General features: G+C 44.9%; 15 protein-coding genes and 1 riboswitch. Of the genes, 7 read left to right on the forward strand and 8 right to left on the reverse strand.

The window, feature by feature from the left end; translation table 11 throughout:
• Positions 1-10: 10 nt before the first annotated feature.
• The 4 genes from ACED59_RS15485 to glyQ form a co-directional block, all read right to left on the reverse strand.
• Positions 11-1,393, reverse strand: coding sequence for a sensor histidine kinase (locus tag ACED59_RS15485; RefSeq protein WP_017096592.1), 1,383 nt, complete (start codon positions 1,391-1,393; stop codon positions 11-13).
• A 1-nt stretch (position 1,394) separates the two neighbouring features.
• Complete coding sequence (locus tag ACED59_RS15490) at positions 1,395-2,075, reverse strand: response regulator transcription factor (protein WP_017096591.1); 681 nt, start codon at positions 2,073-2,075, stop codon at positions 1,395-1,397.
• Between the two features lie 110 nt (positions 2,076-2,185).
• Positions 2,186-4,252, reverse strand: coding sequence for a glycine--tRNA ligase subunit beta (gene glyS, locus ACED59_RS15495; protein ID WP_017096590.1), 2,067 nt, complete (start codon positions 4,250-4,252; stop codon positions 2,186-2,188).
• A 2-nt stretch (positions 4,253-4,254) separates the two neighbouring features.
• Complete coding sequence (gene glyQ, locus ACED59_RS15500) at positions 4,255-5,169, reverse strand: glycine--tRNA ligase subunit alpha (protein ID WP_009848159.1); 915 nt, start codon at positions 5,167-5,169, stop codon at positions 4,255-4,257.
• A gap of 210 nt (positions 5,170-5,379) precedes the next feature.
• Positions 5,380-5,555: riboswitch (yybP-ykoY riboswitch) on the forward strand.
• Positions 5,556-5,589: 34 nt separating this feature from the next.
• Here glyQ and ACED59_RS15505 point away from each other — a divergent pair.
• Both ACED59_RS15505 and ACED59_RS15510 read left to right on the forward strand, forming a co-directional pair.
• Positions 5,590-6,144, forward strand: coding sequence for a TMEM165/GDT1 family protein (locus ACED59_RS15505; protein WP_009848160.1), 555 nt, complete (start codon positions 5,590-5,592; stop codon positions 6,142-6,144).
• Between the two features lie 151 nt (positions 6,145-6,295).
• Entirely contained in the window at positions 6,296-6,550 is a 255-nt protein-coding gene (locus ACED59_RS15510) for a hypothetical protein (RefSeq protein ID WP_017096589.1), read from the forward strand.
• Between the two features lie 83 nt (positions 6,551-6,633).
• Here the strand turns inward: ACED59_RS15510 and tusA are convergent, their stop codons facing one another.
• Positions 6,634-6,885, reverse strand: a complete 252-nt coding sequence (gene tusA, locus ACED59_RS15515; RefSeq protein ID WP_004736675.1) for a sulfurtransferase TusA — start codon at positions 6,883-6,885, stop codon at positions 6,634-6,636.
• Positions 6,886-7,034: 149 nt separating this feature from the next.
• On the opposite strand from tusA, the gene ACED59_RS15520 reads away from it, so the two are divergent.
• Together ACED59_RS15520 and ACED59_RS15525 are read left to right on the forward strand one after the other, a co-directional pair.
• Positions 7,035-7,220 (forward strand): hypothetical protein, encoded by a 186-nt coding sequence (locus tag ACED59_RS15520; RefSeq protein WP_017096588.1) that lies wholly within the window; start codon positions 7,035-7,037, stop codon positions 7,218-7,220.
• Between the two features lie 156 nt (positions 7,221-7,376).
• A complete protein-coding gene (locus ACED59_RS15525; protein ID WP_017096587.1) occupies positions 7,377-8,318 on the forward strand; it encodes a LysR family transcriptional regulator in 942 nt (313 codons plus the stop codon).
• A 109-nt stretch (positions 8,319-8,427) separates the two neighbouring features.
• Here the strand turns inward: ACED59_RS15525 and ACED59_RS15530 are convergent, their stop codons facing one another.
• The 3 genes from ACED59_RS15530 to fadB form a co-directional block, all read right to left on the reverse strand.
• The gene (locus ACED59_RS15530) at positions 8,428-9,408 is read right to left on the reverse strand and encodes an MDR family oxidoreductase (RefSeq protein WP_017094369.1); all 981 of its coding nucleotides are present in this window, start codon (positions 9,406-9,408) and stop codon (positions 8,428-8,430) included.
• A 242-nt stretch (positions 9,409-9,650) separates the two neighbouring features.
• Positions 9,651-10,814, reverse strand: coding sequence for an acetyl-CoA C-acyltransferase FadA (gene fadA / locus ACED59_RS15535; RefSeq protein ID WP_004736671.1), 1,164 nt, complete (start codon positions 10,812-10,814; stop codon positions 9,651-9,653).
• Between the two features lie 26 nt (positions 10,815-10,840).
• Positions 10,841-13,012: a fatty acid oxidation complex subunit alpha FadB gene (gene fadB / locus ACED59_RS15540; protein WP_017096586.1), complete on the reverse strand. Its 2,172-nt coding sequence runs from the start codon at positions 13,010-13,012 to the stop codon at positions 10,841-10,843.
• Between the two features lie 227 nt (positions 13,013-13,239).
• Here fadB and ACED59_RS15545 point away from each other — a divergent pair, with 227 nt between their 5' ends.
• Genes ACED59_RS15545 through hemG form a run of 3 tightly spaced genes read left to right on the forward strand, consistent with a single transcriptional unit; the run spans position 13,240 to position 15,892 of the window.
• Positions 13,240-13,863 carry a YigZ family protein gene (locus tag ACED59_RS15545; protein ID WP_009848168.1) on the forward strand — a complete coding sequence of 208 codons (624 nt, stop codon included), beginning with the start codon at positions 13,240-13,242 and terminating at the stop codon, positions 13,861-13,863.
• 34 nt (positions 13,864-13,897) lie between these two features.
• On the forward strand, positions 13,898-15,355 hold the full coding sequence (locus ACED59_RS15550; protein WP_017096585.1) for a TrkH family potassium uptake protein: 1,458 nt from the start codon (positions 13,898-13,900) through the stop codon (positions 15,353-15,355).
• A gap of 9 nt (positions 15,356-15,364) precedes the next feature.
• A complete protein-coding gene (gene hemG, locus ACED59_RS15555) occupies positions 15,365-15,892 on the forward strand; it encodes a menaquinone-dependent protoporphyrinogen IX dehydrogenase (protein ID WP_017096584.1) in 528 nt (175 codons plus the stop codon).
• Positions 15,893-15,951: the final 59 nt, after the last annotated feature.

Raw genomic sequence — 15,951 nt, forward strand, 5'->3', positions numbered from 1 at the left:
CCTTACAAATTTAACTTGTTGGGAGTAGTATTTTTAAAACGACACCCACGGATGGGTTATCTGATTGCTCAAACCAGATTGTCCCTTTGTAGCTATGGAGTATCTCATCACATAGCGCCAAACCTAACCCCGTACCATGGGTCTTCTGATCGGCTCTTACGCCGCGTTGAAATAAGGTTTGGCTGATCGAGCTATCTATTACTGGCCCATCATTATAGATCTCAATCAGGATCTGCTGTTCGCTTTGAGTGGCTTTGAATTCGATAGAGGTTTGTGCGAACCGATAAGTATTTTCTAATAGGTTACCGAGCACTTCCATAAGATCATCTTTATTAAGAGGCACGGTCTGTTGGTCGTCAAACTTAGTGATGAATTGGATCTTTTTGTCGGCATGGATTTTCGTAAACATGCCTACTAGGCTGTCGAGGATTGGTTTTATCGGTGTCGATGAAGTCGTTATACCTTTAACGCCTAGCGAAGCCCTTTTGAGTTGTGCCTGAATTAAGCTATCCATTTCTAACAGTTGTTGGTTGATTTGGTCATTCTTTGTTTTGGATGAGTCTTCATCAAGCAATGCTTGAGAAACTGTCACGCGAGTCTTCAAACTATGGGCGAGATCATTGAGAGAACGCTTATAACGCTCCTGATTTTCTTTTTGTTGGTATAGCAATTCGTTCAATGCACTGGTGACGCTATGTAAATCTTCAGGGTATGACTGGGCTAATTGGTTTTTCTTACCTTGTTTTATGTCATGTAGCTCATTCTCTAGTCGAGCAAACGGAGCAAAACTAATTCGATAAAAAACCAAAAGTAGAGCACTGATCAAAGCAAGCGCAACCACTAACACTCCAACCGCGGTGTATTTTAACTGATGTATGGGTTCTATTTTCTCTTCGACCCTTTGGGTAAAGATAACTCTGCCATCTTTTTTTTCCTGGAAACCTTTCCAGAGAATTGTGTGGACAATAAAAGCGGCGCCATTCGGTCTTTCAACCAAACGAATAGTATCTATGGGGAAATTTAGATCACGACAGAGCTCGCTAACTTGAGATTGGCTGACGCCTATCTCTGATAGCAGCTTAGCTCGTCTTTCAATATTTACTGATGTCCATACTTGTTGATTGTTGTGATCACATAGAGTGACGCTAGTGTTGGGAGAATCTTTCGCATAGAACCTATCCCACTCCGTCAATGGCGGGATTTCCCCAGAAGACAGCAGTTCATTGATTACAGCAGGCAATTCTCGAAGGGTATTTTTCGAGTAGTACTCAAAAAGTTGGTGTTTTTGACTGTTGTAGTAGAACCAGGCGCTAGTGAGTACCATTGAAATCATAATGGAAGCAGCAACGGCGAATGTCCGACGTCTGAACTGAGTTTTGTACAGTCTTTTCATACTACTTAGCTTCTAGTTCAAAACGATAACCTTGCCCGCGAATGGTGCTGATCAGTTTAGCTTGAGTGTATAGCGTTAACTTTTTACGTAAGCGTGAAACGATGACCTCAATATTGTTTAGCTGAACATTTTCACCCTGCGCATAAAGGGAATCTGCGATTTGTTGCTTAGATACGATTTGTAAGCAATGGCGAATTAAGTACTCGAATATTTGAAATTCTAAGGCTGTAAGTTCAATCAGAGCATCATCGTAACTGATACGTTTGGCTTGAGTGTCTAAGGTGAGCGATTGCGCTTTGATTTGGGAAGCGGAAAACCCTTGATTGCGACGAACAAGCGCCTCAAGGCGAGCGTGTAGCTCTTCAAATTGGAAGGGCTTGGTAAGGTAATCATCAGCCCCGGAGTTAAGCCCTTCTACTTTATCTTGCCAGTTGCCACGTGCGGTTAAGATTAATATTGGGACTGCAATTTCTTTACGACGTATTTGCTTGATCAGCGTAATGCCATCAAAGTCAGGGAGGCCAAGGTCAATGATCATCACATCTGTATTGGACTGTTTTTGAATCGTTTGTAAACACGCAGAAGCTGTTCTATCTGCATGGACAGTATGTCCTTGCTCACTGAGCTGAGAAGATAGGTGGTGATTCAATATTTCATTATCTTCAACCAAAACAACCAGCATGTAATATCCCTATCTACAATAATATTCAACCAGATAGAGCTTACACTAGCTTTGGATAAAAAAAAGGGAGAAGCCAAAGCTTCCCCCTTAATATTTATTCCAAATTGGTTTTACTTCTGTAGTAAAGAAATATCAGCAATCTGTAGGAACAGGTTACGTAGGTTGTTCAGTAGCGTTAGACGGTTTTTCTTAAGCGCTTCGTCATCAGCCATAACCATTACGTTATCGAAGAATGCATCAACTGGTTCACGTAGGTCAGCAAGTTTGCTTAGGGCTTCTTGGTAGTTGCCTGTCGCGAATGCTGGTTCTAGTGCTTCTGTCATTACTTCAACGTTTTCAGCCAGAGCTTTCTCTGCGTCTTCTTGAAGAAGCGTTAGATCGATTTCAGCAGGTAGATCGCCATCGAATTTCGCAAGGATGTTACCTACACGCTTGTTCGCTGCTGCTAGTGCTTCTGCTGCTTCCAGTTCACGGAAGTGAGAAACCGCTTTAACACGTTGGTCAAAGTCAGCTGGCTTGGTTGGACGACGTGCTAGTACCGCTTGGATGATATCAACACTGAAACCAGCATCTTGGTACCATGCGCGGAAACGACCTAGCATGAAGTCGATAACGTCAGCTTCTACGTTTTCGTTGGTTAGCTTGTCGCCTAGTAGCTCTTTCGCTTTACCGATTAGATCAGTTAGGTCTAGGTTGTAGCCGTTTTCAACGATGATACGTAGCACACCTAGTGATGCACGACGTAGAGCGAATGGGTCAGAACCTTTTGGTGCTTGGCCAATACCGAAGATACCTACAATAGTGTCTAGCTTGTCTGCCATTGCTACTGCTGATGAAATACCAGTGCTTGGTAGTGTGTCACCCGCGAAACGAGGCATGTACTGCTCGTAAAGTGCTAGTGCTACTTGCTCGTCTTCACCATCGTGAGTCGCGTAGTGCATGCCCATCACACCTTGAGTATCCGTAAACTCGAATACCATAGATGTCATTAGGTCACACTTAGCCAGTAGGCCAGCACGCTTAGACTTTTCAACGTCAGCATCGATTTGCTCAGCAATGTAGCCAGCAAGCTCTGTGATGCGATCGGTTTTGTCTTTGATAGTACCTAATTGCTTCTGGAAGATAGCTTGGTCTAGTTCAGCAAGACGGTCGATCAGCGGACGTTTGCGGTCTGTGTTGAAGAAGAATTCAGCATCAGCAAGACGTGGACGTACAACCTTCTCGTTACCTTCGATTACGTGACGAGGCTCTTTAGACTCGATGTTCGAAACGAAGATGAAGTTTGGCAGAAGATTTTTATCAGCGTCATACACTGGGAAGTACTTCTGGTCGCCTTTCATGGTGTAAACCAAAGCTTCAGAAGGCACTTTTAGGAACTCTTGCTCAAACTTAGCAGTAAGCACCACTGGCCATTCAACCAAAGAAGTAACTTCTTCAACAAGGTCATCTTCTAGGTCTGCAATACCACCAACTGCGTCAGCTGCTTTTTTAGCATCAGCAAGAATGATCGCTTTACGCGCATCGTAATCTGCCATTACTTTACCGCGCTCTTCTAAGATCGCAGGGTATTGGTCAGCAGAGTCGATTGTGAACTCTTGTTCGCCCATGAAACGGTGGCCACGGATAGTACGAGCAGAAGCTACGCCTAGGATTTTGCCTTCAACAAGCTCATCACCTAGTAGTACTGTCAGTGTTTTCACTGGACGGATAAATTGAATGTCTGAGTTACCCCAGCGCATTGCTTTAGGAATTGGTAGGCCAGCGAGAGCTTTCGCAGCGATGTCCATCACCAATTCTTGAACAGGTTTGCCAGCCACTTCTTGTTTGAAAAGAAGCCACTCGCCTTTGTCTGTTTTCAGGCGGTCAGCTTGCTCAACAGTAATACCGTTACCACGAGCCCAACCTTGTGCAGCTTTAGTCGCGTTGCCTTCCGCATCGAATGCGACAGAAATTGCAGGACCGCGCTTCTCAACGACTTTGTCTGCTTGGCCTTCAGCCAGTGCAGTCACTTTAAGTGCTAGACGACGAGGTGCTGCGTACCACTTGATGCCTTCGTGAGAAAGCTCAGCCGTTTTAAGACCCGCTTCAAAGTTAGAAGCAAAGGCTTCTGCTAGAGAACGAAGTGCCGTTGGTGGAAGCTCTTCCGTACCCAGTTCAATTAGAAAATTCTTCGCCATGATTATTTATCCTTCTTACACATTGGGAAGCCAAGCGCTTCACGTGACGCGTAGTACGCCTCTGCAACAGCTTTAGTCAGGTTGCGGATACGAAGGATGTAACGTTGACGCTCTGTTACAGAGATAGCTTTGCGCGCATCAAGAATGTTGAATGCGTGACCTGCTTTTAGAATGCGCTCGTAAGCTGGAAGCGGCAGTGGCTTCTCAAGCTCAAGTAGCTCTTTACACTCTTTTTCGCACTGGTCGAAGAAAGTGAATAGGAAATCTACGTCTGCGTGTTCGAAGTTGTATGTTGATTGCTCAACTTCGTTTTGGTGGAAGATGTCACCGTAAGTCACATTAGAACCGTCTGGTGCTACGTTCCATACAAGGTCGTAAACAGAGTCTACTTCTTGGATGTACATTGCTAGACGCTCGATACCGTAAGTGATCTCACCCGTTACTGGCTTACACTCAAGACCGCCAACTTGTTGGAAGTAAGTGAATTGAGTCACTTCCATACCGTTTAGCCATACTTCCCAACCAAGACCCCATGCGCCTAGCGTTGGGTTTTCCCAGTTGTCTTCTACGAAACGAATATCGTGAACAAGTGGGTCGACACCAAGAACTTCAAGCGAGCCTAAGTACAACTCCTGGATGTTATCTGGAGAAGGTTTTAGAGCTACTTGGAATTGATAGTAGTGCTGCAGGCGGTTCGGGTTTTCACCGTAACGACCATCGGTCGGACGACGAGAAGGTTGAACGTATGCCGTAGACATTGGCTCTGGGCCAAGTGCACGTAGACATGTCATTGGGTGAGAGGTGCCAGCACCTACTTCCATATCTAGTGGTTGAACAATGGTACAACCGTTTTGTGCCCAGTAATCCTGCAGCGCGAGGATCATTCCCTGGAAGGTTTTGATATCGTATTTTTGCATAGTCAGGTTCGCGCGATTCTTTTAAATGAATGATAAAAATAACCTCTGAGTATACCGAGATATTGGTAAAGCGAGTAGGGGTAATCTTGTTTAATTAGTGGTCTAAAATGTCGTTTAGTGGATTTTTTTGCCTTTAATGTTTGTTTTTCGGCACAAGTGGATATTTTGATAACTTTGACTCTTGTGTTTGAAAGCGTGGGTGATTAAAATCTCGCGGTCTTTGGGGAGTAGCTTACTTATTCATATCCTATTGAATGAGTTCGTTCGTCAACATAATTGATGCAAAATCATCATGGCGTTCGAGGCAACCACCACCTTGGTGGCGCTTAGCAAGACCTTAGACAAGCATCGTGAACCGGGATGGGGCGCGAGGTTTGTCTTTGGTTAAATATAATAATCCTCATCCCAAATGAGCATGTCGTGAGCGTTTTAGCAATTTCAATTACAACTGTCGCCTTAGCCGAGATCGGTGATAAGACTCAGTTGTTATCCCTTTTATTAGCCAGCCGATATCGAAAACCGCTACCTATTATTGCGGCTATTTTCTTTGCCACCATTGCCAACCATGCCCTTGCTGCGTGGCTAGGTGTTGTGGTCGCTGATTATTTATCTCCTGAAGTACTTAAGTGGGTGCTGGTGGTCAGTTTCATTGCGATGGCAGGCTGGATTCTGATTCCGGATAAATTAGATGACGATGAACAGATCTCGAACCGAGGGCCGTTTGTCGCCAGTTTTATCGCTTTCTTCATTGCTGAGATCGGTGATAAGACTCAGATTGCGACATCGATTCTAGGGGCTCAATATTCGGATGCATTAACGTGGGTCATTCTCGGTACTACCATTGGTATGTTGCTGGCGAATGTGCCTGTGGTGATCATTGGTAAGCTATCGGCAGATAAGATGCCACTTGACCTGATTCGCAAGATCACAGCCTTGTTGTTCGTGGGTTTGGCTATCGCAGCAGCGTTCTATTAAGCGGTAGTATTGAGTCCTATTATACTCAATCAGTAGAGTAATGTGTTGTAGGTCATACTCTTACAGTATTGTGGGGTTTATCGAGCGAATGGACATATAATTGTCATACTTGTCATGATATTTTAATCTTGTGAGTTAAGAACACGAGGGCATGATTATGTTGACGCGTTATATGGGTGTTACTCCACAAAGCCAAAGTTATCTATTTACCTTTGGTCTTGCACTTACACTACTAGGCATGGTGTTGACGGACATGTGGCTACCAATGGTGGCTGGTTCGATGATCATGACCGGGCTTGCGGTAGAAGCTTGGATTCGGGTTGCGCATATTATTCCTATGCGAAAAGATATCCGAGAAATTCAGCATCAGCTTGAGCATCTGCAAAACAAATCTAGAAGCGAATAAACAAAAAGCCGCTCGTACTCTGAGTTCTGTTTAAGAACATAAGGTACGAGCGGCTTTTTTGATACTTGATAGTCGGTGGGGCGTTACGCCTCCAATCCCTTTCTGATCAAATACTGGTAAGGCAACGTTTCTGTCGCTTGGCCTACCAACTGGTGATCCATGAATCGACAAAAGCTCGGAATATCACGAGTTGTCGAAGGATCGTCAGCTTTTACCAGTAACACATCGCCATCCTGCATGTTTCTAATTGTCTTCCTGACCATCATTACTGGCTCTGGGCAACGCAGGCCTTCAGCTTCTAAAGTGTGGGTTGCCAGTTCAGGTTTGAATGTCATGGTTTGTATCTCTATATCTATCTAACGAGTGAATAATACGTCTGCAGAAAAAATATGCAATAAGTGCTTGGCAAATGGAACCATTTCCTATAACTTAATTAACAAGTTGATAACAACTTAAAGCAAAGGCAACTAGCTAAGGAGTGGCGATGTTGACAGGATTAGATAGATTAACAATTTATTCAGTTCTCTGTTTTATTTCTTTTTGTGCGTTAGTACTACGCTCAGCGACAGAGACCTCTCTAATGCCAATTTTTGGCATAGTAGCAACGATTATTGGTATTTGGGTAGAGATGCGCCGTTGGCAAGGCATAGCCGAGGAGCAAGAGCACTAACCTGAATACAGCAAGCAAATTCCAATACGACAACATTCCGACACTATCCCCAGATTTTCTTGGGCTTCCCCGCGTAATTGCGGGATTTTTTTTATCTAAAGCATGCTATAAACAACTTAGTAACTAATGACAGTTGTATACAGCTAGGTAAGTGGCGTGGAATTAGAAGACATCTATCGTAGAGACCTGAATTTACTGGTCGCCTTAAAGGTATTGATTGAAGAGGGCAGTGTTAGTCAAGCTGCGCTTCGTCTTAACCTAAGCCAGTCGGCAACCAGCCGAGTATTAGGCCGCTTAAGAGAACTACTCAATGATCCCCTGTTTACACGCCAAGGTCAGCACCTTATTCCCACTAAGAAAGCTCTCGAGATCAGCCAGCGCATTGATCAGCCTTTAGAATCATTCCGTCAGTTGCTTAGTCCGAGTGATTTCGATCCTTACTATTGCAGTGAGCGTTTTTTAATTGCGACCACTGACTACGCGATGCAAACTATCTTGCCTTATGCTCTGCCGAAGATTTATGAGCAAGCGCCGAACATCTCTTTGGAGTTTGCACCATTGCAGCATGAGCATTTGTTTAAACAGCTCAGCACCGAACGTGTCGATATGGCGATTTGTCGCCCGAGTGGCAGCATTGCACCACTTCATCAAGAGGTATTGGGGCCGGTCGGTGTGTCGTGTCTGTTATCTAAAAATCATCCGTTAGCCGATCGATCGTTAAGCCTTGAAGACTATGTTTTACTCCCGCATGCGATGATTGCGATTAGTGATGGTGTTAAAGCGTTATTAGATAATGCTTTAGCCAATCAAAACCCACGTAAAATGGTGCTGCGTGCTTATCACCTTGAAGCCGCATTAGCGATTGTCGATAGAATGCCGTTGGTGATCACTGTACCAGCCGATCTGGCTTATTTGGTGGCAGAACGCTATGACTTGGTTGTTAAGCCATTACCATTTGAGTTTATGCCGTTTGATTACTCACTGATCTGGCACTCGCGCTGCGATTCTTCTGCTTCACAACAATGGTTAAGAAGAGTGGTAAAAGAAGAGTGTGGTGAGCTGATTCAAAAACGGATTGCGGATGTAGGTTTGGGTTAACTTAACTTAGATCTAGTTTTGGTTTACTCGAACCAAATGACCAAAATGCAAAAGGGCTGATTACTATCAGCCCTTTGTTGTTCTGAGATATTTGAGCTTTAGTTGATTACTAAAGCTTTATAACTACGCGACCAGTGATTTGACCGTTAGTGATGTCTTCTGCTGCTTGAATAGCGCCATCTAAAGACACTTCTTTAGTCGCTTGGCCGTAGAAAGACTCAGGTAGCAGCTCAGCAAGTTGTTCCCACGCTTTAATACGTTTTTCACGAGGGCACATTACCGAGTCCACACCTTGTAGGCGAACGTTACGCAGAATGAATGGCATTACTGTGGTTGGTAAGTCAAAACCGCCTGCTAGACCACACATTGCAACCGCGCCGTTGTAATCAATTTGTGCCAATACTTTCGCAAGTACTTTGCTGCCTACCGTATCGATAGCACCAGCCCACAGTTGTTTTTCTAGTGGCTTAGCTGGTTCTTCAAGTTCAGCACGCTCTACAATGCGTGTCGCACCTAGTGATTTAAGTAGTTCACCGTTTGCAGAAGCACGACCAGTAACCGCAGCCACTTTGTAACCCAGTTGGTTAAGTAGCGTAATAGACACGCTGCCTACACCGCCACTTGCGCCAGTGACTAAGATTTCACCGTCTTCTGGTTTGATGCCTGCATCTACGATAGCTTGCACACAAAGCATTGCTGTGAAACCTGCTGTACCGATCGCCATGACTTTCTTAGCGTCTAGACCCGCTGGCATTGGCACTAACCAATCACCGTTTAGGCTCGCTTTCTCAGCCATGCCACCCCAGTGACCTTCACCCACACCCCAACCCGTTAGAACAACTTCGTCGCCCGCTTTGTAGCGCGGGTCATCAGATTGTGAAACCACACCTGAAAGGTCGATACCGGGAACCATAGGGAAGTTACGAACAATGCGCCCTTTACCTGTTATCGCCAAACCATCTTTGTAGTTCAAAGAAGAGTAGCTCACATCAACTTTCACGTTACCTTCTGGTAATTGAGACTCATCAATTTGAGAAACTGATGCGATAGTTTTTTTGTCTTCTTGGTTTAGTACAAGTGCTTTAAACATGATCTGCTCCGTGGGAGGAATATTAGGAAACTGAAGTAACTTTAGTTGAATCATCGAAGAAAAAATAATGAAACATCAACATTGAATCTATGCGTTTTGTGCATAGATGTGAGTGGTGCTTTTTCTCTCGCTAAGTTCGCTGAACGAATCGATACATTATTGGACGCCGAGCAATAAAAAGTGCAGCTATATAAATATAGCTGCACAAAAGATTACCCTACAAGTATTACAACCAACGACCGCTATGGGCGTTCAAATACCGTTGCAATACCTTGGCCTAAACCAATACACATGGTCGCTAAGCCGTATTTCACGTCTTGCGCTTCCATCAGGTTGATTAGGGTTGTTGAGATACGAGAACCAGAACAGCCCAGTGGGTGACCAAGAGCAATGGCACCGCCGTTAAGGTTTACTTTCTCGTCAACTACATCCAGTAGACCTAGGTCTTTCGCACATGGAAGAGATTGAGCAGCAAACGCTTCGTTTAGCTCAATCACACCCATATCTTCAATGGTTAGGCCTGCACGTTTAAGTGCTTTTTTCGTTGCTGGTACTGGGCCGTAACCCATGATTGAAGGATCGCAGCCAGCGATAGCCATCGACTTCACGCGAGCGCGAATCTTCAGGCCAAGTGCGTTGGCTTTCTCTTCGCTCATGATAAGCATTGCCGATGCACCATCAGACAGTGCTGATGAAGTACCTGCTGTTACCGTACCGTTTGCTGGGTCAAATACCGGGCGAAGCTGAGATAAGCCTTCAACCGTAGTTTCTGGGCGAATGACTTCATCGTAATCCAGAGTGAACAGTGAACCGTCTGCTGCGTGAGCTTCTGTTGGCAGGATTTCGTTTTTGAAACGACCTTCAACTGTTGCTGCTTGAGCTCGAGCATGTGAGCGTGCTGCGAATGCGTCTTGGTCTTCACGGCTAATACCGTGCATTTTACCTAGCATCTCAGCCGTTAGGCCCATCATACCCGCCGCTTTCGCTACGTGTTTAGACATGCCTGGGTGAAAATCAACACCATGGTTCATTGGTACATGACCCATGTGTTCGACACCACCGATCAGGCAGATTTCAGCATCGCCAACCATGATAGAGCGGGTTGCATCATGCAGAGCTTGCATAGATGAACCACATAAACGGTTGACCGTCACCGCACCAATCTCAATCGGTAGACCAGCAAGCAAAGCAGCGTTACGTGCCACGTTGAAGCCTTGCTCTAGCGTTTGTTGTACACAACCCCAGTAAATGTCTTCAATCTCGACAGGGTTTACTTCTGGGTTGCGCTCTAAAATGCCTTTCATCAAATGTGCAGACAGATCTTCAGCACGAGTGTGACGGAAAGCTCCACCTTTGGAACGTCCCATTGGGGTACGAAGGCAATCAACAACAACTACATTTTTCATTTTGCTATTCCTTTTCCAAATGTGGGTTACAGAGAACTGGCTTGTTGACCGTCGTAAAAGCTTTCGCCCTTCGCTGCCATATCAAGCAATAGTTGAGGAACTTGGTACATTGCACCTAAGTCTTGGTAGCTCTTCGCCATTCCAACGAAGTTACCAATACCCACACTGTCTAAGTAGCGGAATACGCCGCCTCTGAATGGAGGGAAGCCTAAACCGTAAACCAGTGCCATATCCGCTTCTTGCGGTGTCGCGATGATGCCTTCTTCTAAACAAAGCACCACTTCGTTGATCATTGGAATCATCACACGTTGGATAATGGTCTGGTCATCGAAGTCTTGTGGCTGTTGGCATACGTCAGCCAGGATAGGAAGAATGTCTTCAGAGAAGGTTTTCTTCGGACGACCACGTTTGTCTACGCTGTACGTGTAGAAACCGCTGCCGTTCTTCTGGCCGTATTTTTCAGCGACATAAAGCGCGTCAATCGCATCACGGCCTTCTTTGCCCATACGCTCTGGGAAACCTTGTGCCATTACTGCTTGTGCGTGGTGTGCAGTATCTAGGCCCACAACGTCTAGCAAGTATGCTGGGCCCATCGGCCAACCGAACTTACGTTCCATCACTTTATCGATCTTGGTGAAGTCAGCGCCGTCACGTAGCAACATGCTGAAACCGCCAAAGTAAGGGAAAAGTACACGGTTAACGAAGAAGCCAGGGCAGTCGTTAACAACGATAGGGGATTTGCCCATCTTCGCTGCGTAAGCGACTACGCGATTAATTGTTTCTTCTGATGTATGCTCACCACGGATGATCTCGACCAAAGGCATGCGGTGTACTGGGTTAAAGAAGTGCATGCCACAGAAGTTCTCTGGGCGCTTCAAAGATTTCGCTAACAGGTTAATCGGAATCGTTGAGGTGTTTGATGTAAGAACCGTGTCTTCACCAACCAAACCTTCCACTTCGCTCAGTACCGCTGCTTTTACTTTAGGATTCTCTACAACCGCTTCCACAATCACATCTGATTGCTCAACACCTGCATAATGCAGGCTTGGAGTAATAGAAGACAGAATACCTGCCATCTTGAATCCATCGAGGCGACCGCGTGATAAGCGTTTATTCAACAACTTAGAAGCTTCGTTCATACCAAGATCTAGAGACGCCTGTGCGATGTCTTTCATCATCACTGGCACGCCCTTTAACGCTGACTGGTAAGCAATACCGCCACCCATGATGCCAGCGCCAAGTACTGCTGCGCGTTCAGTTGCTTTATTCGCAGACTTACCAGCTTGTTTTGCTAAGCCTTTGATGTATTGGTCATTAAGGAATAAGCCGACCAATGCTTTTGCTTCTTCAGATTTTGCTAGCTTAACGAAGTGTTTGCGTTCGATATCCAATGCTGCATCGCGATCGCTGCGCGCTGCTTCTTCAATTGCAATCACAGAAGTAATCGGAGCTGGGTAGTGAGGCCCTGCTTTTTGAGCCACTAAGCCCTTAGCCATGGTAAAGCTCATCATCGCTTCTAGTTTGCTTAGTGAAAGTGCTGATGTTTTTTGTTTACGACGTAGCTGCCAATCGAGTTTCTCATTGGCTGCTAGAGAAACAGTGTTGATTGCCGACTCTAGTAACTGGTCTGTTTCAACAATCGCATCTAACAAGCCAACTTTAAGTGCTTCATCTGCACGACATGCTTTGCCTTGCGTGATAATTTCCATTGCACTGTCAGCACCGATAACACGTGGCAGGCGCACACAACCACCAAAGCCAGGCATGATGCCAAGTTTGGTTTCTGGTAGACCTATGCTAGTGGTCTTGTCACCGATACGGAAATCGGTAGCGAGTACACATTCACAGCCGCCACCAAGGGCATGGCCACGCATCATTGAAAGAGTTGGGACAGGAAGGTCTTCGAGCTTGCTGAAGATTGAATTAGCGAATCTTAACCATTCATCAAGTTCTGCTTCTGGCTTAGCAAACAGGCCAAGAAATTCAGTGATGTCTGCGCCTACGATGAACGCATCTTTGTTTGAAGTTAAGATTAAACCACGTAATCCAGCGTGAGCATTAAGAGCATCTAACGCTTTATCTAGCGATTCTAAAGTAGCAAGGTCGAGTTTGTTTACAGAGGCCGGAGCACAGAAGCTAAGTTCTGCAATACCATCTTGTAATTCCTTTACCTGTAAGGTGTTAGCTTGGTAAATCATTGTCTATCTCCATGACATACAATCCACGATTGTTTGAGAGAATCTTGTTATCTTTCTATTATTGTAGAATACCTGGTAAGACCAGTTATTCTAGTCTGTACCTCTGCCTGGTGAATTTCAATACATTTTTTAAACAATTGTTTAACATTGTGCGATGGCACAGATCCTCTAACCCTTATTATTCACGCGTGATACACTTCGCCGCTCTTATTAATTAAGTTAACGATATGAATGAACAGCCCTATTTAATACCGTCAGCGTCGGCTCTGTTTGAAGAAGAGATAAAGAAGAGCGTCTTCATTACTCATCTTGCTCATACTCCAAGTGTAGAAGCTGCTAAACAGTTCGTAGAACAGGTAAAAAAAGAGCATTCATCAGCGCGACATAATTGTTGGGGTTTTGCTGCAGGGCGACCTGAAGACTCAATGCAATGGGGCTTTAGTGACGATGGAGAGCCATCTGGTACTGCGGGTAAGCCTATCTTGGCGCAACTGTCTGGTTCTGGTGTTGGTGAACTGACGGCTGTTGTTACTCGTTATTCTGGCGGAATCAAGCTTGGAACGGGTGGCCTAGTAAAGGCTTACGGTGGTGGAGTGCAACAAGCTCTCAAGCTGCTTCAAACTATCGAGAAAAAAATAACCACAAAATTACGACTAGAGTTAGACTATGGTTTTGTGCCAATCGCGCAATCCATTATGGCTCAGCATCAGGCTGTTGAAGTCCAAGCGGATTATGGTGTTCAAGTTGAGCTTATTATTGAAATAGAGCTCCTTCAGGTAGATTCGTTTACCCAAACCATGATCAATAAAAGCGGTGCTAAGGCACTGGTAACGAAAGTCAAAGACAACTAGGAAGTGTGAAGCATTTCGCTTCGTTCAATAGCTCATGCAATTTCGCTCAATCATTCGAATCGTCGGATTATTATTAGCACTTTTTAGTGTATCAATGCTCGCACCTGCGCTCGTCGCACTGATCTATAGAGATGGTGCGGGTGTGCCATTTGTGACGACTTTCTTCGTTCTATTATTTTGTGGAGCAACTTGCTGGTTTCCAAACCGACGCTATAAACATGAATTGAAGGCGCGAGATGGCTTTCTCATTGTGGTGTTGTTCTGGACGGTAATCGGTAGTGCTGGTGCGTTGCCGTTTTTGATCGCGGATAATCCGAGCGTTTCCGTTACTGATGCCTTTTTTGAATCGTTTTCTGCATTAACAACGACAGGTGCAACCGTAATTGTTGGCCTCGATGATCTCCCTAAAGCAATTCTATTTTACCGCCAATTCCTGCAATGGTTTGGTGGTATGGGTATCATCGTATTGGCGGTAGCCATCCTTCCTGTTCTGGGCATCGGTGGTATGCAGCTATATCGTGCTGAAATACCGGGTCCAGTAAAAGACAGTAAGATGACCCCGCGTATTGCTGAAACGGCAAAAGCGCTCTGGTACATCTATTTAAGCTTAACTATTGCTTGTGCGATGGCATTTTGGCTTGCAGGCATGAGTTTCTTTGATGCCATCAGTCATAGTTTCTCAACTATTGCGATTGGTGGGTTCTCGACTCACGATGCAAGTATGGGTTATTTCAATAGCCCTGCTATCAACATGATTACGGTCGTGTTCCTTCTTATATCTGCATGTAACTATTCTCTTCACTTTGCGGCATTTGCTTCTGGTGGCGTGCATCCTAAATATTACTGGAAAGACCCTGAGTTTCGCGCTTTTATCTTTATTCAAGTCGTCCTGTTCTTAGTTTGTTTCTTATTACTGCTGAATCATCACTCTTACGATTCGTATTATGATGCTTTCGATCAAGCCTTGTTCCAGACAGTATCTATTTCAACAACCGCAGGCTTCACCACCACCGGTTTCTCTGAGTGGCCGCTATTCTTACCTGTGTTGCTTCTGTTCTCTTCTTTTATAGGTGGTTGTGCAGGTTCAACGGGTGGCGGTATGAAAGTCATTCGAATATTACTGCTTACTTTACAGGGTGCTCGTGAAATGAAGCGTCTTGTTCACCCGCGTGCTGTCTATACCATCAAGGTTGGTGGTTCGGCGCTACCACAACGTGTCGTTGATGCGGTTTGGGGCTTCTTCTCTGCATACGCATTAGTTTTTGTGGTTTGTATGTTGGCTCTTATTGCTACGGGGATGGATGAGCTAAGCGCTTTCTCTGCTGTAGCTGCAACATTGAATAACCTTGGTCCAGGCTTAGGTGAAGTGGCAATGCACTTCGGCGATGTGAATGACAAGGCCAAATGGGTGTTAATCGTATCCATGCTGTTTGGCCGTTTAGAGATATTCACATTATTAATTTTATTGACCCCTACGTTTTGGCGTAGCTAAGGACATATTGTGGCAAAAGCTCTATTTTTGTATTCAAGCCGTGAAGGGCAGACCAAGAAAATCTTGAACTATATAAAAGAAGAAATGAATGAGTTCGAATGTGAGCTTCAAGATCTGCACACTGTTAGTAATGTCGACTTTGCTCAATACGACAGAGTGTTGATTGGTGCATCTATTCGCTATGGGCACCTCAATAAGAAGCTATATCAGTTCATTGATGCCAACCTTGCTCAGCTGCGATCAAATAAGGTTGCTTTCTTTTGCGTTAACTTAACGGCTCGTAAAGAAGACCAAGGCAAAGATACCCCTGAAGGCAGCGCTTATATTAAGAAGTTCCTTCTTAAGTCCCCGTGGCAACCTACTTTGATCGGTGTTTTTGCTGGCGCCCTCTATTACCCTCGTTATAACTGGTTCGATAAAACCATGATTCGCTTCATTATGAATATGACAGGTGGAGAAACGGATACAACCAAGGAAGTTGAGTACACGAACTGGGAAAAAGTCTCTTTATTCTCTAAGAAACTGCAAGAGATGTAAGAGAAAAGCCTACTTTTGAGGCGTTTTGTGCTCTTTTTAATCGAACGAATAAAAAAACG

Source organism: Vibrio sp. FF266, assembly GCF_041439695.1.
GTDB lineage: Bacteria > Pseudomonadota > Gammaproteobacteria > Enterobacterales > Vibrionaceae > Vibrio > Vibrio tasmaniensis_A.